The following is a 22,136-nucleotide window of genomic DNA, read 5'->3' on the forward strand; positions in this document are numbered from 1 at the left end:
TCACGGCCAGACCATCCTAAATCCCCTGGATTTCGATCTGACCCCCTGTTACTAACATGTCAGTTCTTTGAGGTGGTGATGAGCGGACGGGGCAGAGATGGGGGCGTTGAAGGCGCTGGGCCGGCGGGTTCGCTCGCCCCTGCGCTGGAGGCCCGCGATCTCTGGAAGAGCTTCGGAACTACGGCCGTCCTTCAGGGTGTGTCCCTGGTTCTCCGGCCCGGCCAGGTGGTCGCGCTCATGGGCCTCAACGGGGCGGGCAAGAGCACGCTCATGAACATCCTCTGCGGCGCGTTGCGTCCCGACCGTGGGGCGATGGCCATCGGCGGCGACTTGGTCACGTTCCGCAGACCCGCGGACGCGCACCGGGCTGGGCTCGCGATGGTGCATCAGGAACTGCAGCTTGTTCCCGAGCTGAGCGTCGCAGAGAACATCTTCCTGGGCCGAGAGCCGACGCGGGGGCCGGGCCTGATCGACCGCCGCGCGATGAACGCTTCGGCCGCCGGCCTGCTGGCCCGGCTGGGCGTGACCCGCGATCCCGGCGAGAGGGTGGCCGACCTGTCGGTCGCGGAGCGCCAGCTCGTAGAGATCGCCAAGGCGCTGGCGACCGACGCGCGGATTGTCATCCTCGACGAGCCTACGGCGGCGCTGTCGGCCACCGAGGCCGGCGCCTTGCTGGCGCTGGTCCGCACGCTCCGTAGCCAGGGCGTGGCGTTCATCTTCACATCGCACCGGCTGGACGAGGTGTTCGCCGTCGCGACCGAGATCCTGGTCCTTCGGGACGGACGGGTCGTATGCGACGCGGCCGCTTCGGAGGTCACGCGTCCGGAGCTCATCCGTCACATGCTGGGCCGCGACGTCTCCGAGCCCGTCGCTCGGGGTGCGGATACGCCGACGGCGGACGGCGATATCCGGCTGGACGTCGCGAATGTCGTGCGCTCGGGCCGCAACGGTTCGGGCCGCCTCGACGGGGTGGGCTTCCAGCTCCGCGACGGGGAGGTGCTGGGTCTGGCCGGCCTGATGGGGGCAGGGCGGACGGAGTTGCTGGAGGTGATCGCGGGCGCCGCGCCGGCGGGCTGGCGCGGCCGGATGACCCTGCATGGCGAAGCCTACGCGCCGCGCACGCCCCGGGAAGCGATCGCCGCGGGGGTCGCCTACGTCACCGAGGACCGCAAGGCGAGCGGGCTGGTGCTCGGCCAGTCGGTGGCGTCGAATATCTGCCTGGCCTCGTTGGATCGGCTCAGCACGGCCGGGTGGGTGTCCGGCTCGGCCTCGACCGAACTGGCCGACGGCATGATGCGGCGGCTTTCGGTCCGCGCCTCCGGGCCCGGCCAGGCCGTGAGCGAGCTGTCCGGCGGCAACCAACAGAAGGTGGTCATGGCCAAGTGGCTGGCCCGGCGGCCCGACGTCCTGCTGCTGGACGAACCCACACGCGGCGTGGACGTGGGCGCCAAGGCGGCCTTCTACGGCCTGCTCTCGGAGCTTTCGCGGGCCGGGGTCGCGACCGTGCTGGCCAGCTCCGACTGGCCGGAGCTGCTGGCGCTGTCCGACCGCATTCTGGTCCTCCGCGATGGCCGCCCGACCGCCCTGTTCCGGCGCGGCGAGGTGACCGCGGAGGTGCTGCTCGACTACGCGTCGGCCGGCGGGCCGATCCAACCGGATTTCCTTCAGGCGGAGGCGGCGTGATGGCGGCCCGCAACGGCGGCGCGCTGGCGCTGATGCTCTCGACGAAACTCTACTGGGGCATGCTGCTGGTCCTGGCGGCCGGCGCGCTGCTGTCGCCGGTGGACAGCGCCGGCGGCAACATCTTCCTCAGCCTGCCGAACCTCACCGATGTCCTGCGCCAGGTGTCGATCACCGGCATCATCGCCGTGGGCATGACCTTCGTGATCCTGAGCGGCGGCATCGATCTGTCCGTGGGATCGGTGATGGCCCTGGGCTGTACGCTCTCGGCGATGCTGCTCACCCAGGACGGCTGGCACCGGGGCGCAGTGCTGGGCAGCGGCGCGACCGCCGTCGTTGTCGGCGCGGCGCTCTACGCGGCGGTGTCGCGGTTGTTGGTTCGGGGCCTTGGCGGTCTCGTTGCGAACGGCTTGGGGGCCGGGCTGGGCCTGTTGGGAGCGGCGGGCGCGCTTGTCTGGATCGGTCCCGCGCTGACGGGTGGACTGGACGTGATCCCGACCATCGCCCTGGTGCTTTGCGCCGGGCTGGTCGTCGGCGCGATCAATGGGGTGGTCGTCGCGGCGGCGGGCCTGCAGCCGTTCATCGCCACCCTGGCCACCATGGTCGCCGTCCTGGGCGCCGCACGCCTCACCGCCGGGGCCGAGCAGTCGGTCTATCCGATCTACACCGGCGCCAACGCCCCGGCTGCGTTCGAGCTGCTGCGCGCCAGCGTGCTGGGCGTGCCGGTCCCGGGCCTGATCTTCCTCGCCGTCGTCGCCGCAGCCTGGCTGGCCCTGACCCACTTCCGCTTCGGACGTGAGGTCTATGCCATCGGCGGCAACGAACACGCCGCACGGCTGGCCGGGCTCGCCGTTGGGCGTATCAAGGTGGCGGTCTACGCCCTGTCCGGCATGCTGGCCGCCCTGGCGGGCGTGCTCTACGCCGCGCAGTATCGGCAGGGCAAACCCGACGCGGGGGTCGGCCTGGAGCTGGACGCCATCGCCGCGGTGGTGATCGGCGGCGCCAGCCTGGCCGGCGGCAAGGGCAGCGTCCTGGGCGCGCTGGCCGGGGTGCTGATCTTCGGCCTGCTCACCAACATCTTCCAGCTCTGCAACATCGACAGCAATGCGCAGCTCGTCCTGAAGGGGGCGATCATCGTGGCGGCGGTCGCCCTGCAACAGGGACGCCTTCCGAAACTGCGCATTCCGGGAGGCTCCAAGTGATCGACAGACGGACATTCGGCCTGGCCCTGGGCGGCGGGCTGGCAGGCCTCGCGCTCGCGTCCTGCGGCCGCAAGGAGCCCGCCGCGCGCTGGCGACTGGGCTTCAGCCAGGTGACGACCACCGAGCCGTGGCGCGTGCTGTTCAGCCGCGAGATGCGCGACGCCGCGGCAAAGCATCCGGACCTGCAGCTCACGATCGCCGATGGCCAGGACCGCACCGAGAAGCAGGTGTCCGACGTGGAGGCCTTCGTCCGCCAGAAGGTCGATCTGATCCTCATCTCGCCGAAGGAGAGCGCCGGTCTGACCGGGGCGGTCGAGGCCGCTTCCGCCGCGGGCATTCCCGTCATGGTCCTGGACCGGGGCGTCGAGACCCAGGCCTACCGGCAGTTCATCGGCTCGGACAATCTGAAGATCGGCCGGATGGCCGGCGCCTATGCGGTGGATCTGCTGGGCGGCAAGGGGAAGGCGCAAGGCAAGATCGTCGAGATCTGGGGCGGCATGGCCTCGACCCCGGCCCAGGAGCGCCACAAGGGCTTCGCCGAAGCCATCGACGCCGAGCCCGGCGTCGCGCGCGTGGTGGATCGGCAGGACGCCGACTGGAAGCAGGACCGCGCCTACAACATCATGTCCTCGGCCCTGAAGGCGCACCCGAAGATCGACCTCGTCTACGCCCACAACGATCCCATGGCCTACGGCGCCTACCTGGCCGCCAAGGACGCCGGCCGGCAGACCGAGATGAAGTTCCTGGGCATCGATGGGATCCCCACCGAGGGCGCCAAGTGGGTGAAGGACGGGGCGCTCACCGCGACCTTCGTCTACGAACCGCCGGGGGCGGAAGCCATCGAACAGGCCCTGCGCATCCTGAAGGGCGAGACGGTCCCAAAGCGGATCGAGCTCGGCACCGAAGTGGTCGACGCCCGCACGGTCGACGCGTTCCTCGCCAAGCGCGCCTGAGACCGGCGTGCCACCCCCGTTCCTGCGACTGCATGATCGCGACAACGTGGTCACGGCCCTGACGGCGCTCGCGCGAGGCGATGAGGTCGAGGGCGTCCGCGTGCGTGCGCCCATCCCGGCGGGCCACAAGCTGGCGGTCCGGCCGATGGCGGCCGGCGACCCCGTGGTGAAATACGCCAACGTCATCGCGGTCGCGACGCAGGCGATCGCGGCCGGCGACCATGTCCACGTCCACAACGCCGCCATGCCCGAGACCTTGGGGCCACGGCATGCGAATGGGGCCGTCCCGACCGCGGGGCCGCCGGCCGAGGCGCGGACGTTCCAGGGCATCCAGCGCGCCGCCGGACGGGTGGCGACCCGCAACTATGTGGGCGTGATCACGACGGTGAACTGCTCCGCCACCGTGGCCCGCGCCATCGCCGAACGATTCCGTGGGCCCGCGCTCGAGCGGTGGCCCGGCGTCGACGGCGTCGTGCCGCTGACCCACGCCTACGGCTGCGCCATGGGCCGGGACAGCGAGGGGATCCGGACTCTGCGACGGACGCTGGCCGGCTACGCGCGACACCCGAACTTCGCCGGCGTCCTGCTGCTGGGCCTGGGGTGCGAGAGCAATGAACTGTCGGCGCTGGTCGAGGCCTGCGCGGATGTCCCTCACCTGCGGAGCATGGACGTGCAGTCCACGGGCGGCACGATCGAAACCATCGAGGCCGGCAGCCGGGCGGTGGCCGAGCTGCTGGACATCGCGGCCGGCGCCCAGCGGACGCCGCAGCCGATCTCGCACCTGTCGCTGGGCCTGCAGTGCGGCGGCTCCGACGCCTTCTCCGGCGTTACCGCCAACCCCGCGCTGGGCGTGGCGGCGGACCTGCTGGTGTCGCACGGGGCGACGGTGATCCTCAGCGAGACGCCTGAAGTCTATGGCGCCGAGCACCTGCTGAAGGCGCGGGCCGTGTCGCCGGAGGTGGCCGCCACCCTGGACCGGCGGATCGCCTGGTGGACCCGTCATGCGGCGGCGGACGGCGGCACGCTCAACGACAACCCCTCCGCCGGGAACATCGCCGGCGGCATCACCACCATCCTGGAGAAGTCGCTGGGCGCGGTGGCGAAGGGCGGCGCCTCGCCCCTGACCGCCGTGATCGAATACGCCGAGCCGCTGCCGCGCCACGGCCTCGTTTTCATGGACAGCCCCGGCTACGACCCCATGTCGGCCACCGGCCAGGTGGCGTCGGGGGCGAACCTGATCGCCTTCACCACAGGCCGCGGGTCGACCTTCGGCTGCAAGCCGGCGCCCAGCCTGAAGCTCGCCACGAATTCCGACCTCTACCGCCGCATGCGCGACGACATCGACGTGAATTGCGGAGACATCCTGGAGGACGGGGTCAGCGTCGCCGCGAAGGGCCGCGAGGTGTTCGAGGCCCTGATCGCCCTGGCCAGCGGAGAGCCCAGCGCCAGCGAGCGCCTGGGCTTCGGCGACGCCGAATTCACGCCCTGGGTGCCGGGCGTCATCACCTGACCGGAGTCTTCCTGATGAAGCCCCAATTGATCGGCGGCGCGTGGGTCACGTCCCCCACGGCCACGCCGAACATCAATCCGTCCGATACGCGCGAGGTGATCGCCGAGTTCGGCCAGGCCGACGCGGCGCAGGCGTGCGCGGCGATCGCCGCCGCGGCGGAGGCGTTCCCGGCCTGGTCGCGCGGCTCGATCCAGCGTCGCGGCGAGATCCTGGACGCCGTGGGAAGCGAGCTCATCGCGCGTGCGCCGGAGCTGGGCCGCCTGCTGGCGCGGGAGGAGGGCAAGACCCTGGCGGAGGGCGTGGGCGAAACGATCCGCGCCGGCCAGATCTTCAAGTTCTTCGCCGGGGAGACTCTGCGGCTGACCGGCGACGCGCTGCGGTCGGTGCGGCCGGGCGTCGAGGTGTCGGTGACGCGGGAGCCGCTGGGCGTGGTGGGCCTCATCACCCCCTGGAACTTCCCGATCGCCATCCCCGCATGGAAGGCCGCGGCCGCCCTGGCCTATGGGAACACTGTGGTGCTCAAGCCGGCCGAGCTGACCCCGGCCTGCGCCTGGGAACTGGCGGACATCATCCAGCGCGCCGGCGCCCCGGCGGGCGTGTTCAACCTGGTGATGGGACCCGGCTCGGTGGTGGGCGCCGCCCTGGTCGAGGATCCCCGCGTCGCGGCCATCAGCTTTACCGGCTCGACGGCGACGGGCGCGCGGATCGGCCAAGCCTGCATGGCGCGCAACGCCCGCGTCCAGCTGGAGATGGGGGGCAAGAACCCGCTGGTGGTGCTGGACGACGCCGACCTCGACCTGGCGGTGGAGTGCGCGGTCAACGGCGCCTTCTATTCCACCGGGCAGCGCTGCACGGCCTCGTCGCGGCTGATCGTGACGGAGGGCGTCCACGACCGGTTCGCGGCCGCCGTGGCCGAGCGGCTGCACAAGCTCGTGGTCGGTCATGCGTTGGAGGATGGAGTTCATGTCGGCCCGGTGGTCGATCGCCGGCAACTGGAGACCGACCTCGACTACATCGACATCGGCCGGAAGGAGGGCGCGCGCCTGCTCGCGGGCGGCGAACTCGTGACCCGTGAAACGCCTGGGCACTTCCTTTCGCCGGCGCTGTTCGTCGACGTGGACAACAGCATGCGCATCGCTCGCGAGGAGATCTTCGGGCCTGTCGCCGCGGTGATCCGGGTGCGCGACTTCGACGAGGCGCTCGCGGTCGCCAACGACACGCCCTACGGCCTGTCGGCGGGCATCTGCACGGCGTCGCTCAAGCACGCCACCGCATTCCGCCAGGAAGCACGCGCCGGAATGGTGATGGTCAACCTGCCCACCGCGGGCGTCGATCCCCACGTGCCGTTCGGCGGACAGAAGGCGTCCAGCTATGGCCCGCGCGAGCAGGGCCGCTATGCCGCGGAGTTCTATACGACGGTGAAGACCGCCTACACGTTCGCGGGCTGAGCGGCGGCGCGATCGACGGCGGGCCACAGCCCGGCGGGCAGGGGGTTGCGAAAGCCCGCGACGTTCCGCCGGACCTCGTCGGCGGTCTGGCCGCCGGGGATGACGCTGACGACCGCCGGATGCGAGATCGGGAACTGCAGGGCCGCGTCGGCCAGCTTCACGCCCTGGTCGCGGCATACCGCCTCGAGCGCGCGGACCCGGTCGAGGACCGCCTCGGGCGCCGGAGCGTAGTCGTAGCGGGCGCCGGCGACCGCGCCGGTGGCCAGCACGCCGCTGTTGTAGGGGCCGCCGATCACGATGCCCACGCCCCGCGCCTCGCAGGCTGGCAGCAAGTGCGCGGCCGCGCTCCGATCCAGCAGTGTGTAGCGGCCCGCCAGCAGGAACACATCCGGGTCCGCCAGTTCCAGCAGCCTCTCGCAGGGACGGCAGGCGTTGACGCCGGCGCCGATGGCGCGGACCGCCCCGGAGCTGCGGAGCTGGTCCAGGGCGCGCCAGCCGCCGAGGTCGAGCAATTCGCGAATCCGCTGCTCCGCCGCCGCGTCCGATCCGTGGGTGTGGGCATCCACATCGTGGACGTAGAGGATGTCGACGCGATCCAGGCCGAGGCGGAATAGGCTGCCCTCGAAGGCGCGCATCACCCCGTCGTAGGAATAGTCGAACCGGGCCCGGACGGCGGGGACATCCACATAGATGCCGGCGTCCTGTTCGCCCGGCGCGCAGGGGTCCAGCACACGTCCAACCTTGGTGGAGACGACAAAGCTGTCGCGCGACCAGCCGCGGAGGGCGGCGCCCACGCGCTGCTCCGACAGCCCGTGGCCGTAGAGGGGCGCGGTGTCGAAATAGCGGATGCCGGCGTCCCAAGCGGCCTCGATCGTTTCGAGAGCTTCGGCCTCGGCAAGGGCGCGATGCATGTTGCCGATCGGGGCGGCGCCGAAGCCAAGGGCGCTGATCGCCAGGTCGCCGCCGCGTCGCAGCCGCAGCCGTCGGGTGGCGAGGCTCAACGGATGGTCTCGGCCGGCGCGGCGCGAAGCTGCTCCTCGACGGTTTCGCTGACGGTGTTGAGGTGCGCCCGCATGGCGGCGGCAGCCAGCTCCGGGTCGCCGGTGAGGATGGCGTCGACCACCCAGCGGTGCTCGCGCAGGGTCGCCTGCGGGCGTTCGCCCTGCGGCAACACCAGGCGGCGCATCCGGTCGAGCGGCGCGCGGGCGGAGTCCAGAAAGCGCATGGCGCGCGTGTGGCCGATGGCGCCGAAGATGAGCTCGTGCAGCGCCTCGTCCAGTTCGTAGAAGCGGTGCAGATCGCCGGCGGCAAGCGCGGCCTCCTGCGCCTCCAGGTTGGCCGTCAGGGCGTGGCACAGTTCCGGGCTGCGCAGCGCGGCGGCGCGGCGGCAGGCCTCAACCTCCAGGCCCGTGCGGATGAAGAGGCCCTCGCGCACGTCGGCGGAACGGATCTCGGCCACGAAGCTGCCGTGCTGGGGGAAGACGTCGACCAGCCCTTCCTCCGCCAAGCGGGCGATGGCCTCGCTGACCGGGGCGCGGGAGACCGCGAATTCGGCGGCGATCTCTTCCTTCCGCAGCGGCGCGCCGGGCGGCAGTTCGAGGTCGCGGATGCGCTGTCGGAGGATGAGGTAGACCCGATCCGTCTTCAGCAGATCGCGCGACTGAGCCTGGAGTGACATGCTTCTTCAATGCTGGAATGTTAGTATCGAGTCAAACGTCGGTTCCTCCCAAGGTCGAGGGTATTGCGCGCCAGCGCGACCATCGGCGGCGATTTCCCGCTTGAAAGCGTCTAAAATGCCACTTTGGGGCGGAGGATCGCGGTTGGGCGCTTGATCGAGCGGTCCTTCTCAGTATGGTCTCTAGCTAACATGTTTGTTGGGGGTGCTGAGCGATGGGGGAGGCGGCCGCGTGCTGAAGGGCGTCGATCCGATCCTTGGGCCCGACCTGCTCGCGGCCCTCCGCGCCATGGGGCACGGCGATGAACTGGCGATCGTCGATGCCAACTTCCCGGCCGCCCGACTGGCTCGCAGGCTCTGCCGCAGCGACGGCGTTGACGCGATCCGGATGCTGGACGCCATCGCCGCCCTTCTGCCCCTGGACGATTTCGGCGACCTGGCCGCCTGGCGCATGGCGACCGTGTCGTCAGCCGACGATCCCCCGGCGATCCTCGAGGCGTTCAAGGAGTCGCTGGCCCGTGCGGGCTACAAGGGTCCGATCGGCGCGGTGGAGCGCGAGGCGTTCTACCGGCGAGCGGCCGAGGCGTTCGTCATCGTCGCGACGGGGGAGGCCCGGCTCTACGGCAACCTGATCCTACGCAAGGGCGTGATCCGCCATGCGCATTGACTCCCACCACCACTTCTGGCGGCCGGCGCGGGGCGACTACGGCTGGCTGGACCAGGCCCCGGCGGCCATCGTCCGCGACTTCCTGCCCGACGACCTGGCCCCGCTGCTGGGCGACGCCGGCGTGGAACGCACCATCCTCGTCCAGGCCGCGCCCAGCGAGGCGGAGACGACGTTCCTACTGGCGTTGGCGGCGCGCACGCCTTTCGTGGCGGGTGTCGTCGGCTGGACGGACTTCGAGGCGCCCGATGCGGTGGAGCGCGTTCGCGAGGGGGTCCGTCGCCCGGGCCTGCTGGGCCTGCGCCCCATGGTCCAGGACATCGCAGATGATGCCTGGCTGGCGCGGCCCGAACTGGATCCGGTGTTCGACGCGATGACGGAGACCGGCCTGCGGTTCGACGCCCTGGTGAGGCCGCGGCATCTTCCGGCGCTACGCGCCCGGCTTGCAGGGCATCCGGAGCTGAAGATCGTGATCGACCACGGCGCCAAGCCGGAGATCGCCGCTGGCGGCCTGGCCGATTGGCGCCGAGCGATGCAGGCCATCGCGGCGGAAACAAACGCCTTCTGCAAATTGTCCGGCCTCGCCACCGAGGCGGCGCCCGGCTGGCGGGACGACGACCTGCGTCCGTACGTCGAAGTCCTGATCGAGGCCTTCGGACCTTCACGGCTGATGTGGGGCAGCGACTGGCCGGTGCTGAACCTCAACGGCGACTATCTCGAATGGTCCCGCGCCGCCGACCGGCTGCTGGCCGGCCTGTCGCCCGACGACCTGGCGCGCGTGCGGGGCGGGACCGCGGCCGACTTCTACGGAGTGACAGCGTGATCTTCGACGCCGCCGACATCTTGCCCGACGACGCCTCGGCCGCCGTGCTGGTCGGACGCGTGTGGCGCGAGGACGTGGGACCAAGGATCGTCACGGTCCGCGATGGCGCGGTGTTCGATCTCACCCGTCTGGCGCCGACAATGGCGGACCTGCTGGACCTGCCCGACGTCGCCGGTCAGGTGCGTCGCGCCGCAGGTCATCGTCTTGGCTCGCTTGCGGCGCTGGGTGGGCGGAGCTTGGCGCTGCTGGCGCCCTGCGACCTCCAGGCCGTGAAGGCGGCGGGCGTCACGTTCGCCGACAGCATGCTGGAGCGGGTGATCGAGGAGCGCGCTGGCGGTGACGCCGGACTCGCCACGCGTCTGCGCGGCGAGCTGGGCGACGCGCTGGGTGATGACTGGAGCAAGGCGCGACCGGGCTCACCGGAGGCCGAACGCCTGAAGGCGGTGCTGCAGGCCCAGGGACTCTGGTCCCAGTATCTCGAAGTGGGCCTTGGTCCCTACGCCGAGATCTTCACCAAGGCCCAGCCGATGGCCGCGGTCGGATATGGCGCGGAGGTGGGCGTGCGCCCGGACTCCGCCTGGAACAACCCGGAGCCCGAGGTGGTCCTGGCCTGCAACGCCGGGGGCGAGGTGGTCGGCGCGGCTCTGGGCAACGACGTCAACCTGCGCGACTTCGAGGGCCGCAGCGCGCTGCTCCTGGGCAAGGCCAAGGACAACAATGCTTCGTGCGCCATCGGGCCCTTCATCCGGCTGTTCGACGACGCCTTCGGCATGGATGAGGTCCGGTCGGCGGAGCTGGAGCTGTCGGTCGTAGGCGAGGACGGATTTCGCCTCGAGGGGACCAGCAGCATGGCGCGGATCAGCCGGGATCCGCTGGATCTGGTCGGCCAGACGTTTGGCGCGCATCACCAGTATCCGGACGGCGCGATGCTGTTCTTGGGCACGCTGTTCACGCCAACCCAGGATCGCGACGCGCCAGGCGCGGGCTTCACGCACAAGCCGGGCGACCGGGTGCGCATTCGCTCCGCGCGGTTGGGCACGCTGCTCAACCGCGTCGTCCATACCGACGTGGCGGCGCCCTGGACGTTCGGCGTCCGGGCGCTCTACCGCAGCCTGGCCATGCAGACTTGAAGCTTCGACGAGGTCCTCCGGCCAGCGTCCAACGCGCGGCCAACTGCCGCCCGGCGCTTGCGCCGGGCGGGCTTTCTCCGGTCTCAGCGCGGCGCCAGGAGCTCGGGCAGCGACAGGCGTTCCTGCGCGTCCAACTGGGGCTTGCGGAAATTCGTCACGACCCGGTTCTCGCGACCGATCTCCAGCAACTGGTCCGACGTCGGATGGTAAGCCGGCCAGGCCGGGCCGCCGTCGCAGTGCGGGATACCGCTTTTGGCGAAGGCCACCCAGCAGCTGTGGGTCTGGGCCGCCTTGGCGCGGTCCTCCTCGCTGACCGATCCGGGCGGGACCCATTGGTCGAAGCCGTCGAAGACGAAGTCGATCTCGTCCGCATGCCAGGCCGTCGGACGGGGCCGGAAGCGGCCGGCGACGTAGGTGAAGTAGTAGAGCCACGACGGCTTGCCGGACGAGGCCCGCGCCGCAACCCAGCGCGCGGGCGCGCCCATGATCCGGTCGCTGAAGTTGGCGCGCGCCAGCACGGTCTCGCCGGCAGCGGCTTCCTCCGGATAGGCGGCGCGGATCTCGGGCGTGACCTTGGTGGCGAGGTTCGGCCGCGACGGGCTCATCAACACGTCCTCGCCGGAGTTCCAGCCGATGATCAGCGGCACGTCGGGCATTCCGCCGGCCGCAAAGGCTTGGGTCGGCGTTCGGGTCACCATCCGGCCGTCCTGGAAGGGCGTGAACTCGCAGCAGGCCTTGGCGATCAGGAGGTCGGCGGGTACGCCGCGGAGCTGTGCGGCGGTGGCCTGTTCCAGCCCGACAGCACGGGCGATTTCCACGCCCCGGGCGGATTTCTCCGCCAGATCCTGTGGCCGGTACCAGCCCGCGCCGGACTGGATGACCACCTTGTGGAACAGGCCGCGCGTTTCGGGCTGGGCCATCAGGAACTGGACGCTGACGCCGCCGGCGCTCTCGCCGAACAGGGTGACGTTATCGGGGTCGCCGCCGAACGCGGCGATGTTGCGCCGGACCCACCTCAGGGCGGCGATCTGGTCCATGAGGCCGTAGTTGCCGGTGGGACCGCTGCCGCCAGCCTCCGCTGTCAACGCGGGATGGGCGAACGTGCCCAGCGGGCCCAGGCGGTAGTTCACGCCCACCAGGACGACGCCGTCGCGTGCGAACGAGGCCCCGCTGGTGACCCAGCCCGCGCCGGTGCGGTGCGAGCCGCCGTGGATCCAGACCATCACCGGCGCCCTGCGGGCCCGCTTCGGCGCGAAGACCGTGACCTGCAGGCAGTCTTCGTCCGTGCCGCTGGTGACGCCGCCCAGGTTCGGCCTTCCATTGCCGGGGACCTGCTGCGGGCAGGACGGCCCGGGCGTGCTGGCGTCGCGCACGCCCCGCCAGCGCGCGGGCGCGGCCGGCGGCCGCCAGCGTCGCTCACCCGTGGGCGGGGCGGCATAGGGGATATTGTAGAAGGTCACGGACTGCGACTGCACGAGGCCGGCGACGCGGCCCGCCTCCGTCCGCGCGACGGGCCCATCGTTGGTGGCCGCGGCGCCCAGGCCTCCCGACGCCAGCGCCAGGGCTATCCCCGCCGCCAATACGTTCGACCAGTGAGAGACGGCTGTTCGTCGCAAAGGGTTTGTCCTAGCCTGACAAAATGTCGAAAATGGAATAAATGAATGGTGCGAGGAGGGCAACAGGGTGGGTCATGTCGACGCGCCGCTCCCGAGCCGGCTGCGCGGTTCAGCCTTCGCCACCTTCTCCGAGGTCCCGCGCGGCACGGCTTCGACGATCTGGACTTTCCGTGCGTGCTTGAAGTCGCCGAGCTGTTCGGCCGCGAGCGCCATGATCCGGTCAGCGATGTCGACCGACACGCCCGGCCGGGCGACGACCGCGCCCTCAAGCACGCTGGGCGCGGTGTGCATGACGCACGGCCGCCGGCGCGTTCGACGGTGCTGTCAACCTAAGTGCCGCAGAGCGCACGCCGCCGTCCGCCCCTTGAGGATCATGCGGTGGCGCGCACCCAGGCGACATTCGCCTCGCCACGGAACCTCCGCAGGATGGCGCGGCTGATCAGGTGACGCTGGACATAGAAGGTGTTGTAGACGGCGGCGTGGGTCGTGAGGAAACGCTGGGCGGATGCTTGGCTCTTGAACAGCTGCATCCTGTGTTCGCGTCGCCGGATAGGCAGGTGGCTGTTTTCCACCCTGTTGTTCTCGCGCAATCGCCCAGGCCGATGCAGATGGCGAAGCCCCATCGCTCCGAGCGCGGCAGGATAGGATGCCAGGCCGTCGGTGACGATTGCCTCCGGCGCGACGGGCTGATTGCGGATCAATCGCCTCAGAAGCTTCAGAGCGGCTTGCGCGTCCCGGGAGCGCTGTACGACTACATCCAGAACTTCGCCCTCGTCGTCCACCGCACGCCAGACGTACATGCGCCGGCCGCCGATGCGGGAAACCAGCTCGTCCAGATGCCACCGCGGCGACGGCGGCGGAGGCTGACGCTTCAGGTTCCTGGCGATCTGCGGGCCGAACTTGATCGTCCAGCAGCGGATCGTTTCATAGCTCGCGTCGATCCCGCGCTCGGCCAATAGGTCCTCGAGGTCGCGGAAGCTCAGCGCGAAGCGAAAGTAGAGCCAGACGGCATGGCGGATCACCTCCACCGGAAACCGATGACGCTTGAACGAGAGCAGCCGCACGATGTCCTCGCCAGCGATCGACGCTTCCCCATTTCGCTGTCGGTGCCTTAGCTGACATTGCTCAGCCAGAAATCTCGCATGGCCAGCTGTGCGCGCCATTCCGCCAAGCAAGTTGGGTAAGCCGCGCACGGTGACGGACCCACCGAGCTAGCAACGCGCAAATCCGGTGGGCTAAGAGGCCACCATGACCCGGATCGCGTACTATACATTCCCGAGCGGCGCGGTGCAGGGCGGGATCAAGATGCACATTCGCCACGTCGAAACGCTGCGAGACCTCGGCTTCGACGCCGTCCTGCGCACGGGGGCCAACAACAACCCACCGACCTGGATGACCTACAAAATACCGATTCGGGTCGGGGAGACGCTGTCCCAAAGCGACATCGCCGTCGTGCCTGAGGACGCACCCATCCTGATCGAGCGCCTCGCGCCGACCGCGCATCGCGTGGTGGTCTTCTGCCAAAACGTGTTCATTCAGGCTCGAGACTCGCTGGACGCCATCGCGAAGCTGCGTCAACCGGTGGCCTTCCTCGCCGTGGCGCAGGGCCAGGCGCGCACCCTGCGCCGAATACATCCCGGCGCGCACATCGACGTCGTACGCGCGTTTGCTGATGATCGCGCTTTTCGGCCGTCGGGACCGCGCGGTCCCGACATCGCCTTCATGCCCAAGAAGCGCCCGATGGAAGCCGGTGTGATCAGAGGTCTATTGCGCAGCCTGCACCCTATGGAGACGCCCCGACCCTGGCGAAAGCTCGACGGCCTATCGGAAGCGGAAGTTGCCGCCTCAATGGCGGCGAGCGAGCTGTACTTGAGCCTCGCCCGCTTCGAATCTCTAGGCATGACCGCCCTTGAGGCCATGGCCAGCGGTTGTGTCTGCGCCGGCTTCCTTGGCGTTGGCGGCCGCGACTACGGAACCGCAGGGAACGGCTTTTGGGCGCCGGATGACGACTGCGAGGCGGCTGCCGATGCGCTTGGCCAGGCCGCCGATCTGGTCCGCACCGGCGGTGCTCCCCTCAAGGCCGTCATCGAAGCCGGCCGGGAGACGGCTGCCGAGTGGTCCTATGCACGGTTCCGCCGGGATCTCGAAGAGACGTGGATGCGTCTTGCGCCCGAGGCGCGGGTCCGAAGCGGTCCTCTCGATACCTAGGGGCGACCATCTTCTGCCCTATCCAGTGCGCAACGGCGACCTTCTCGGCCAGGTATCGTCGGCTCAACCCTCCGTCGGTCGCGGGCCGCCTTCCCCGAGCTGCGGATCACGTGTTGGCGCCGGCCCAAGTGGTATTCGCCGCGCCCCGGAATCTGTGCAGGAGAGCCCGACCGATCAGGTGTCGCGGTGGCATCGGCTGCCTTCCACGGCCGCGGCGCTTAACGTGACACTACTCGCGGCTAAGGCGCCGCCGGCTGCAACCAAGACCGGTTTGGGGTCTGAGTGGCGGTGCGAGTGGGATTCGAACCCACGTTAGAGTTTCCCCTAAACACGCTTTCCAAGCGTGCGCCTTCAACCACTCGGCCACCGCACCACACCCGTGCGGGGGAGTGGTCCGCCGCCGGAAGGCGGGCATATACCGTCAGGAGGTCTTCGGGGGCAAGCGGCGGTTGGTCGCTGTTTTGAGGACGTCCGGATCGAACAGCGAGGCGGGCTGGCGGAGGACGAGCATGGCCTCCAGATCGCGGGAGGCGGCGCGCCAGCGGGCGAGGCCCCGGGCGGCGTCGGGGCGGCCGTCGCGGGCCGCGGCCTGGAGGCCGGCGAGGCGGGCGTCGGCGGCGCGCAGGCGGGCGACCTCGGCGGGCTGGGCGACGTAGCGCTCGTCGATCAGGAACAGGCGCGCGCGGGCGGCTGCGATCATCAGGGCGGCGGTCGGACCATCGGGGTCGCCGGCGGCCAGGCTGGCCTCGGCGGCGCGGACGGCGCGGCGGGCGTCGTCCAGCAGGCGGCGCGGGGACGTGCGCTCGCGGGCGAACGCGGGGCAGGCGGCGGGTCCAAGCGCGCGGACATAGTCGGCCAGGCCCGCGAGCACGGCCGGCGGCGGCTCGCGGCCGTCGAACTCCTCGACGACCAGGCCGCGGATGAATTGGGGCAGGTCGGCGGAGGCCACATTCAGCCGCTCGCGCGGGCCGCTGAGGTCGGGGATCGGCCGGGGGTCGTGGACACCGTTGCCGCGGCGACTGGAGAAGAGGGAGAGGGTGACGTCCGCCGTGCCCGGCCCGCCCGAGGCGCCGGGAAACTGGAAGTCGGGGTTGCCGCGGCCCGAGCGGTGGCAGCTCTCGCAGGAGAGGCCGGCCCGCGCCGCCTGGCCGCCCAGCAGCACGGGGGTGCGGAACGCCGCGCGGCCGATCTCGACGGATCGGGCTGCGGCGGGGTCGGCGGGGACCCTCAGGCATTCGGTGGGCTGGGTCGCGAACACCCGCACCGGGTCGGCGTCGCGCGGGATCCACGACATCGCCTGGAGCGGCAAGCGGCCGTCGGCGGCGAGGGCGAGGCCGCCGAGGGCCGCGAGGGCGACCCCGGCTAGAGCCCGGGTTCGCCGCCGGCGTCGATCCAACGGCGCAGCTCCTCGGCTTCGGCGCAGCCGTAGGCGCAGATGCGGTCCAGCTTGGCGAGCATGGCCCTGGCGCCGGCGGTGTCGCCGCGTTCGACCTTGAGCTCGCCGTAGTATTCGGTGGCGCCGCGATGGTCGGGGGCGACGGCCAGGGCCTGCCGGTAGTAGCCCTCGGCGCGGTCGAACCGGCCTTTCTTGCGCCAGGCGTAGCCTTGGTAGGTCAGGATGTCGGGGTGCGGCCCGAAGGCGGCGCGGGCGGCGTCCAGCGAGGCCAGGGCCTCGTCGTAGCGCTTCTCGTTGATCAGGCCGACGGCCTGGACATAGGCCCGGTCGCCGGCGGCGGCGAACAGCAGCGAGCCCCGCTCCAGCGCCGCGCTGGGCTGGCCGGCGGCCGATCCGCCCGCCAGCGCCTTCTCGACCTCGGCGGTCAGGGACTGCAGCGTGGCGGCGTCGCAGCCGGGGCCGCAGTCGCTGGCCTTGGCCTTCAGCCAGGTGAGCTGCTCCTGCGCCTTGGGGTCGCGGAGACGGGCCTGCGCCAGGCCCAGGCCAGCGCGGCTGGGAAGGTCGTCGGGGGCCAGCTTGACCGCGCGCTCATAGGCCTTGCGGGCGCCCTTCCAGTTCTCGGCCCCGGACTGGGCGACGCCCAGCAGCTTCCAGCCGTCGAGGCTCTGCGGCGCGGCGTCGGTGACCCGCTGGGCGGACCTGGCGGCGGCCTTGTAATCCTTGGCCTGGATCGAGGCGACGGCCTTGGCGTACTCCTCGGCGGGGTCGTACCGCGGCCCCGAGGCTGAAGGCATCTCGCTCGTTCCGCCGCTTCCGCCGCCGCTGCCGGCCGCAAGCGCGCCCGCGGCTGTGAGGCCGGCGATGGCGCCGGCCAGCAGCATGATCCTCAACGTCTTCATCGCGCACCTTCCTCCCGGCCCGGGTTTCCGTATATGCCGGCCCATGTCGCGCCGGTTCATGCCGGGCGGCAAGATGCAAAACGGCGTTTCGCCAAGCTGCCCAGGGAGGCTCGCGTGACGAAGGACGAGCTGCACGCCGCGGCCATGGCCCTGCCGGCGGCGACCCACGTCGTCCAATGGGGCGGGTCCGACGTGTACAAGGTGGGCGGCAAGGTGTTCGCCGTCTGCGGAATCGCCGATGGCCTGGCGTTCAAGGTCACCGAGATCGGTTTCATGGTGCTGACGGACGAGGGCGGGCCGGGCCGCCAGGCGCCCTATTTCGCCAAGGGCCACTGGGTGATCGTGGACATCGACAGGACCGACATCGAGGACGCCGCCGGCTGGATCGCCACGTCGCACAGCCTGATCGCCGGCAAGCTCACGAAGGCGACGAAGGCGGAGTTGGGGCTGTAGTCAAGCGAGCCTCGGTCGCACCGGTTTCCAGCAGCCTGCGGAAGTCGTGGATGGCGATGGCGGCGGGCGAGCTGCGCTGGCGCCAGAGGAGGAGGCCGACGGCGCCCAGGGTCGCGGCCATGAACGACCAGGGGCCGAACAGCCAGGCGGCCGCCGCCAGGGCGAAGTAGTAGCCGCGGACCCCGGAGTTGAACGAGCCCAGCGCCGGGTTCAGCAGCCGGGCCAGCACCGCGCCGTAGGCCGGTCGCTGCGCCTCGGCCAGCGGCTCGGGCGTCGCGCCCACGGCGGCCAGGCAGTAGTTGAGCTGGCGGATCGACCAGATGAAGTCCAGCAGGCCGCGGGCCAGGGCGATCAGCACCAGGGCGAGCTGCATCTCGAACAGCAGCCGCGACGAGGTCCTCACCACCTCCAGCGCCGAGACCGAGCGGAAGGTCGAGTCGCCGCCGAACAGGGCGCCGGCCGCCGCAGCGATCAGCAGCAGGTTCGACGAGGCGAAGAACGAGGCCGAGTTCAGCGCGTGGCCCAGGAGCTGGCCGTCCATCAGCCGCACCTCGCGGCCGGTCATCTGGGTCATCCAGGCGCTGCGGATCACCGTCATGTCGGTGTTCAGCAGGCCGCCACGCCGCTTGCCGACGGCGGTGATCAGCGGCTCGTAGAACAGCCAGGCGAGGGCGAAGACGCCGAGGGCGATGAGGTCCAGGAGCTGCAAGGTCAGTCCTCGAGGATCAGGCTGTGCTTCCGGTTGTCGGGGAGCAGGAAGACGATGAAGAAGGCCACGGCCATCCCCAAGGCTACATAGACGTAGAAGCCGCTTTCGACGCCCGCCCGCTTGAACGCGAGCGCGATCGGCTCGGCGGTGCCGCCGAAGATTGCGGTGCCCATCCCGTAGGGCAGGGCGACGCCCAGAGCCCGGACGTTAGCCGGGAACAGCTCGGCCTTCACGACGGCGCTGACGGAGTTGTAGCCCGACAGCAGCACCACGAGCAGCGAGACCAGCACGAAGGCGACCACGGGCGACTGGGCGCCGGCGATGGCGGTCATGGCCGGATAGGTGGCGAGCGCGCCGCCGCCGAAGGCGATGAACAGGGTGGCCTTGCGCCCCCAATGGTCGCTGAGCCAGCCGAAGAAGGGCAGGGCGAAGAGGTAGACCACCAGGGCCGCGGCGGTGATCGCGGTGGCGGTCGGACCCGGGAAGCCGGAGGTCCCGGTCAGGAACTTCGGCATGTAGGTGGTGAAGGCGTAGAAGGCGAGCGAGCCGCCGGCGGTGAAGCCGAAGATGGTCAGGGCCTGCTTCGGATAGCGCATGAAGAGCATCATGGTCCGGGCCCGCTCGGCGCCGGAGGCCTTCGAGACCTCGTAGGACTGGCTCTCGTCCATGCGGGCGCGGATCCAGAAGACGACCACCGCCATGGCCGCGCCGACGAAGAACGGGATGCGCCAGCCCCAGCTCTCCAGGTCGGGCTTGTCCATGGTGGTCTGCAGCAGGCTGAGGAGGCCCAGGGCGATGAGCTGGCCCATGACCATGGTCACGAACTGGAAGCTGGACCAGAAGCCGCGCCGCTTCCGGCCGGCCATCTCGGAGAGGTAGGTGGCGCTGGCCCCGTACTCGCCGCCCACCGACAGCCCCTGGAGGATGCGGGCGACCACCAGGAGGATCGGCGCGGCGACACCGATGGTCTCGTAGCTGGGCAGGACGGCGATGATCAGCGAGCCGCCGCACATCAGGCCCACCGCGGCGGTGAGCGCGGTCTTGCGGCCGGCATGGTCGGCGTAGAGCCCCATCAGCCAGGCGCCCAGCGGGCGGGCGAAGAAGCCCACGGCGAAGACCGCCATGGTCTTGAGCAGGCCGGCCAGGTCGTCGTCGCCGGGGAAGAAGTGGTTCGAAAAATAGACGGCGAAGGCGGAGTAGACGAACCAGTCGTACCACTCCACCAGGTTGCCGGCCGATCCCCCGAGGATCGCCCGGAAGCGCTGTCCGGCGGTGAGCCCGGGCGCGATGACCCCCGGCGGGATCTGGGCCTCGGCCCCGGTCTCCGTCGCGGTCATGCAGTTTCCCCCAGCTCGGCTCTTTGGGGCCGATGCTAGGGGCAGCCGCCGGTTCCGACTAGGTCAGATGCGTCCCAGCAGGACCAGGATGATGACGATCACCAGCACCAGGCCGAGGCCGCCGCTCGGGACGTAGCCCCAGCTCCGTGAGTGACCCCAGGTGGGCAGGGCGCCGACCAGCAACAGGATCAGGATGATGACGAGAATGGTCCCCAGGGACATGCGGTGGTTCTCCTCAGGTCCCCCGACCTCGACCGCACCGAACGTTCACGGCCAAGGTTCGGTTCCGGAGACGAGGCTCCTTAGTCGGCGACGTCGGCCGTGTGGGCGCGGTGGTCGCGGTCGGTCACCTGCAGGGCGTACATCAGCCCGATCCAGCCGCCCTTGATGCGGGGCAGCGCCAGCAGGGTCACCGCGGTCAGGGCGCCGAGGATGATCGGCAGGGAGATCTGCGGCGGCGTCTCCCACACGATGGGGAAGAACAGCGCCGGGCCGATGATCAGGTGGCCCATCAGCAGGATGGTCAGGTAGGCCGGGCCGTCGTCCGCCGGATAGCGGGCGAGCTCGTGGCCGCAGACCTCGCAATTCGGCCGGACCTTGAGGTAGCGCCGATAGATCCCGCCCTTGCCGCAGTGGGGGCAGCGCTGCGCCAGCCCCCGCCCGAGCGAACGGAACAGCGAATGGTGGATCTCGGCCATGGCGCCCATATGCGCCTTCCGGACGGGCTCCGAAAGCCCGGCCGCGTTTTGCCGCAGCGCCTACTTCTTCGCGTCTTCGGCGGCGCCGGTGACGGCGCGGCCGGCGGCCTGGGCGTCCCGGCCGACGCCGGAGATGGTGTTGCAGGCGGAAACCAGCAGCGCGGCGGCCGCGGCGGTGAGGACGATCAGCTTGCGCATGGGCAACCCCTTTCGAACGGTGAGTCCTAGGTCTCGTGCGCCGCCTTTGTAGTCAAGCTCGCGGCAGGAATGGGGCGGCCGCCCAGATGGCGTAACGCTGCGCTGCGAAAACAGGCGCCAAATGCCGGTTTCCTTGCTCTGTAAGGGATTCATGGGCGCCATTTGCCGGATTCGGCCGCCGTGGCGTCCAGCGTCATTGCGCCGCAACATGTTTCGTACCATGGTTTTTGCATTGCGAAGAGCGGCCGGCTCCCCCTGGCCCATCTTGGAGCACAGTCAATGATCGAGCTGCGTACCTTCCCCGGCCTGTTCGTGGGCCGCCGAACCCTGGTTCTGGCCGACGAAGCCCCCAACGACCAGGAAGGCTCGGCCTACGCCTGCGGCGCCTGCCGGCAGGAACTGATCCGCGCCGACCGGTCGTTCTTCAACGACGTGGTGGTCAAGTGCCGCTGCGGGGAATTCAACCAGCTCTAGCCCGAGCTCTCCCGGACTGCGGGGCCGCCCCGCGGCGTCCGGGCCCGGCGCGGGGACTGTCCCATCTTGCGCAGCGCGCGACGGGGCGGTCCTAGCGCCACGAGAGCATCACTGCGGTGGCGTCGTCGCGAGCCTTGAAGCGTTGGAATCGGCTGCAGGCCTCGTCGGCGGCCTCGATCCCCCGCAGCTCGTCGTAGAGCGGCTCCAGTCCATTCTCCAGGGCCCGGTCCATAAGCCCATCCCAGTCGTAGGCGCCATAGACCTCGACCAGCCGTGAAAAGCCGTCCGTCATGAGCAGGACGTCGACGGGCGCGGGGGCCGGGCATGCCTCGATCTGGGCCTGGGATACGCCCGCGCCGGACAAGTCCAAGATCCAATAGCCGTCGGGGCGGTTCATCAGTTTCCGGTTTTCGCGCGCGAGCGCACGGGCCCGCTCGACGCCGACGGCCCGAGGCAGGCCATCGGCCAGGGCCGCATCCAGGACCCGATGAAGCGCGTCTTCGAATCCACCGAGTTCCGACCAGCCAAAGCGGTTCGCCGGCCCGCCCGCGCCACGCCAGACGATGACGCTGTCACCAAGGTTCGTCAGCTCGAGGCGGGAGCCGACCTCCCGCGCCACCACCAGACTGGCGGATGGCAGTTCGAATGCCGGGACCTTGCCGATGTCGCACATCGTCCGGGCCGCCTCGGCGGTCGCATGCACCCCGCGGAGCACCGCCGCGGGGGTCGACAGGGCCACCGAGAACGCCTCTTCAAAGCGCCCGCTGATTTCACGCGAAAACCAGGCGGCATCGGACGCGCCATCCAGATACGGAGAAGGCGCCACGCCCGTCGCACCGTCCAGCACCCAGACGGCGTCGCCGGCGCGACCCCAAGTATCCTCATTCACGGTGGACGCCGGCCTGCAGATGGCGTCCGCTACAGTGAGAGTCACAGCCTGGCCCTCCGCCCCCCATTACGTATCGTGGACTCGATCCGGCCGATCAAGCTCGGCGGCTGGCGCGGGAGGGTCGCTCTCCATCCGCCTCTGGCGTCGAGACTGTCCGGTCCCGGGCGGGACAGC

At 70.4% G+C, this 22,136-nt stretch carries 24 protein-coding genes and 1 tRNA gene; 11 read left to right on the forward strand and 14 right to left on the reverse strand.

Features of this window, described 5'->3' with window-relative positions; all coding sequences use genetic code 11:
• Positions 1 to 198: 198 nt before the first annotated feature.
• Genes EPO51_RS07955 through EPO51_RS07975 form a run of 5 tightly spaced genes read left to right on the forward strand, consistent with a single transcriptional unit; the run spans position 199 to position 6,793 of the window.
• Entirely contained in the window at positions 199 to 1,683 is a 1,485-nt protein-coding gene (locus EPO51_RS07955; RefSeq protein ID WP_293348420.1) for a sugar ABC transporter ATP-binding protein, read from the forward strand.
• Positions 1,683 to 2,882 (forward strand): ABC transporter permease, encoded by a 1,200-nt coding sequence (locus EPO51_RS07960; protein WP_293348423.1) that lies wholly within the window; start codon positions 1,683 to 1,685, stop codon positions 2,880 to 2,882. Before EPO51_RS07955 ends, EPO51_RS07960 begins: the two co-directional genes overlap by 1 nt.
• A complete protein-coding gene (locus tag EPO51_RS07965; protein ID WP_293348426.1) occupies positions 2,879 to 3,835 on the forward strand; it encodes a substrate-binding domain-containing protein in 957 nt (318 codons plus the stop codon). The genes EPO51_RS07960 and EPO51_RS07965 overlap by 4 nt, the downstream gene beginning before the upstream one ends.
• Before the next feature lie 7 nt (positions 3,836 to 3,842).
• A complete protein-coding gene (locus tag EPO51_RS07970; protein ID WP_293348429.1) occupies positions 3,843 to 5,345 on the forward strand; it encodes a UxaA family hydrolase in 1,503 nt (500 codons plus the stop codon).
• A gap of 14 nt (positions 5,346 to 5,359) precedes the next feature.
• On the forward strand, positions 5,360 to 6,793 hold the full coding sequence (locus EPO51_RS07975; protein ID WP_293348432.1) for an aldehyde dehydrogenase family protein: 1,434 nt from the start codon (positions 5,360 to 5,362) through the stop codon (positions 6,791 to 6,793).
• Here the strand turns inward: EPO51_RS07975 and EPO51_RS07980 are convergent.
• Together EPO51_RS07980 and EPO51_RS07985 are read right to left on the reverse strand one after the other, a co-directional pair.
• Positions 6,775 to 7,794 (reverse strand): aldo/keto reductase, encoded by a 1,020-nt coding sequence (locus EPO51_RS07980; RefSeq protein WP_293348435.1) that lies wholly within the window; start codon positions 7,792 to 7,794, stop codon positions 6,775 to 6,777. The two genes, EPO51_RS07975 and EPO51_RS07980, sit on opposite strands and share 19 nt — an antisense overlap.
• On the reverse strand, positions 7,791 to 8,471 hold the full coding sequence (locus EPO51_RS07985) for a GntR family transcriptional regulator (protein WP_293348438.1): 681 nt from the start codon (positions 8,469 to 8,471) through the stop codon (positions 7,791 to 7,793). The genes EPO51_RS07980 and EPO51_RS07985 overlap by 4 nt, the downstream gene beginning before the upstream one ends.
• Positions 8,472 to 8,700: 229 nt before the next feature.
• On the opposite strand from EPO51_RS07985, the gene EPO51_RS07990 reads away from it, so the two are divergent.
• From EPO51_RS07990 to EPO51_RS08000, 3 genes are read left to right on the forward strand one after another with little or no spacing between them, the layout of a single operon-like run.
• Positions 8,701 to 9,135, forward strand: a complete 435-nt coding sequence (locus EPO51_RS07990; protein WP_293348441.1) for an RbsD/FucU family protein — start codon at positions 8,701 to 8,703, stop codon at positions 9,133 to 9,135.
• Complete coding sequence (locus EPO51_RS07995; protein WP_293348444.1) at positions 9,125 to 9,955, forward strand: amidohydrolase family protein; 831 nt, start codon at positions 9,125 to 9,127, stop codon at positions 9,953 to 9,955. The genes EPO51_RS07990 and EPO51_RS07995 overlap by 11 nt, the downstream gene beginning before the upstream one ends.
• The gene (locus tag EPO51_RS08000) at positions 9,952 to 11,085 is read left to right on the forward strand and encodes a fumarylacetoacetate hydrolase family protein (protein ID WP_293348447.1); all 1,134 of its coding nucleotides are present in this window, start codon (positions 9,952 to 9,954) and stop codon (positions 11,083 to 11,085) included. The genes EPO51_RS07995 and EPO51_RS08000 overlap by 4 nt, the downstream gene beginning before the upstream one ends.
• Positions 11,086 to 11,168: 83 nt before the next feature.
• Here EPO51_RS08000 and EPO51_RS08005 read toward each other — a convergent pair whose 3' ends face one another.
• The 3 genes from EPO51_RS08005 to EPO51_RS08015 all read right to left on the reverse strand — a co-directional run bounded on the left by EPO51_RS08005 (position 11,169) and on the right by EPO51_RS08015 (position 13,765).
• Positions 11,169 to 12,701: a carboxylesterase/lipase family protein gene (locus EPO51_RS08005; protein WP_293348450.1), complete on the reverse strand. Its 1,533-nt coding sequence runs from the start codon at positions 12,699 to 12,701 to the stop codon at positions 11,169 to 11,171.
• 72 nt (positions 12,702 to 12,773) lie between these two features.
• A complete protein-coding gene (locus EPO51_RS08010; RefSeq protein WP_293348453.1) occupies positions 12,774 to 12,992 on the reverse strand; it encodes a hypothetical protein in 219 nt (72 codons plus the stop codon).
• Between the two features lie 80 nt (positions 12,993 to 13,072).
• Positions 13,073 to 13,765 (reverse strand): IS6 family transposase, encoded by a 693-nt coding sequence (locus EPO51_RS08015; RefSeq protein ID WP_293348456.1) that lies wholly within the window; start codon positions 13,763 to 13,765, stop codon positions 13,073 to 13,075.
• 184 nt (positions 13,766 to 13,949) lie between these two features.
• Between EPO51_RS08015 and EPO51_RS08020 the strand changes: the two genes are divergently transcribed.
• Complete coding sequence (locus EPO51_RS08020) at positions 13,950 to 14,909, forward strand: glycosyltransferase family protein (RefSeq protein ID WP_293348459.1); 960 nt, start codon at positions 13,950 to 13,952, stop codon at positions 14,907 to 14,909.
• A 283-nt stretch (positions 14,910 to 15,192) separates the two neighbouring features.
• On the opposite strand, the gene EPO51_RS08025 is transcribed toward EPO51_RS08020, so the two are convergent.
• The 3 genes from EPO51_RS08025 to EPO51_RS08035 all read right to left on the reverse strand — a co-directional run bounded on the left by EPO51_RS08025 (position 15,193) and on the right by EPO51_RS08035 (position 17,204).
• Positions 15,193 to 15,282, reverse strand: a tRNA-Ser gene (locus tag EPO51_RS08025).
• Between the two features lie 48 nt (positions 15,283 to 15,330).
• Positions 15,331 to 16,305 carry a hypothetical protein gene (locus tag EPO51_RS08030; RefSeq protein WP_293348462.1) on the reverse strand — a complete coding sequence of 325 codons (975 nt, stop codon included), beginning with the start codon at positions 16,303 to 16,305 and terminating at the stop codon, positions 15,331 to 15,333.
• Positions 16,272 to 17,204, reverse strand: a complete 933-nt coding sequence (locus EPO51_RS08035; protein WP_293348465.1) for a tetratricopeptide repeat protein — start codon at positions 17,202 to 17,204, stop codon at positions 16,272 to 16,274. Before EPO51_RS08035 ends, EPO51_RS08030 begins: the two co-directional genes overlap by 34 nt.
• Positions 17,205 to 17,318: 114 nt before the next feature.
• Between EPO51_RS08035 and EPO51_RS08040 the strand changes: the two genes are divergently transcribed.
• On the forward strand, positions 17,319 to 17,657 hold the full coding sequence (locus tag EPO51_RS08040) for an MmcQ/YjbR family DNA-binding protein (RefSeq protein WP_293348468.1): 339 nt from the start codon (positions 17,319 to 17,321) through the stop codon (positions 17,655 to 17,657).
• Here EPO51_RS08040 and EPO51_RS08045 read toward each other — a convergent pair.
• From EPO51_RS08045 to EPO51_RS08065, 5 genes are all read right to left on the reverse strand, one after another.
• Positions 17,623 to 18,366: a DUF599 domain-containing protein gene (locus tag EPO51_RS08045; RefSeq protein WP_293348471.1), complete on the reverse strand. Its 744-nt coding sequence runs from the start codon at positions 18,364 to 18,366 to the stop codon at positions 17,623 to 17,625. The two genes, EPO51_RS08040 and EPO51_RS08045, sit on opposite strands and share 35 nt — an antisense overlap.
• 2 nt (positions 18,367 to 18,368) lie before the next feature.
• Entirely contained in the window at positions 18,369 to 19,703 is a 1,335-nt protein-coding gene (locus EPO51_RS08050) for an MFS transporter (protein WP_293348474.1), read from the reverse strand.
• A gap of 63 nt (positions 19,704 to 19,766) precedes the next feature.
• Positions 19,767 to 19,925 (reverse strand): DUF3309 family protein, encoded by a 159-nt coding sequence (locus EPO51_RS08055; protein WP_293348476.1) that lies wholly within the window; start codon positions 19,923 to 19,925, stop codon positions 19,767 to 19,769.
• 80 nt (positions 19,926 to 20,005) lie between these two features.
• Entirely contained in the window at positions 20,006 to 20,401 is a 396-nt protein-coding gene (locus EPO51_RS08060; protein WP_363200325.1) for a DUF983 domain-containing protein, read from the reverse strand.
• Positions 20,402 to 20,461: 60 nt separating this feature from the next.
• Positions 20,462 to 20,599 carry an entericidin EcnA/B family protein gene (locus EPO51_RS08065; protein ID WP_293348480.1) on the reverse strand — a complete coding sequence of 46 codons (138 nt, stop codon included), beginning with the start codon at positions 20,597 to 20,599 and terminating at the stop codon, positions 20,462 to 20,464.
• A 279-nt stretch (positions 20,600 to 20,878) separates the two neighbouring features.
• On the opposite strand from EPO51_RS08065, the gene EPO51_RS08070 reads away from it, so the two are divergent.
• The gene (locus tag EPO51_RS08070; protein ID WP_293348482.1) at positions 20,879 to 21,073 is read left to right on the forward strand and encodes a hypothetical protein; all 195 of its coding nucleotides are present in this window, start codon (positions 20,879 to 20,881) and stop codon (positions 21,071 to 21,073) included.
• 91 nt (positions 21,074 to 21,164) lie between these two features.
• Here EPO51_RS08070 and EPO51_RS08075 read toward each other — a convergent pair whose 3' ends face one another.
• Positions 21,165 to 22,007 carry a protein phosphatase 2C domain-containing protein gene (locus EPO51_RS08075; RefSeq protein ID WP_293348484.1) on the reverse strand — a complete coding sequence of 281 codons (843 nt, stop codon included), beginning with the start codon at positions 22,005 to 22,007 and terminating at the stop codon, positions 21,165 to 21,167.
• Between the last annotated feature and the right edge of the window lie 129 nt (positions 22,008 to 22,136).

The organism is Phenylobacterium sp., from assembly GCF_004297125.1.
In the GTDB taxonomy this organism is placed as follows: Bacteria; Pseudomonadota; Alphaproteobacteria; order Caulobacterales; family Caulobacteraceae; genus Phenylobacterium.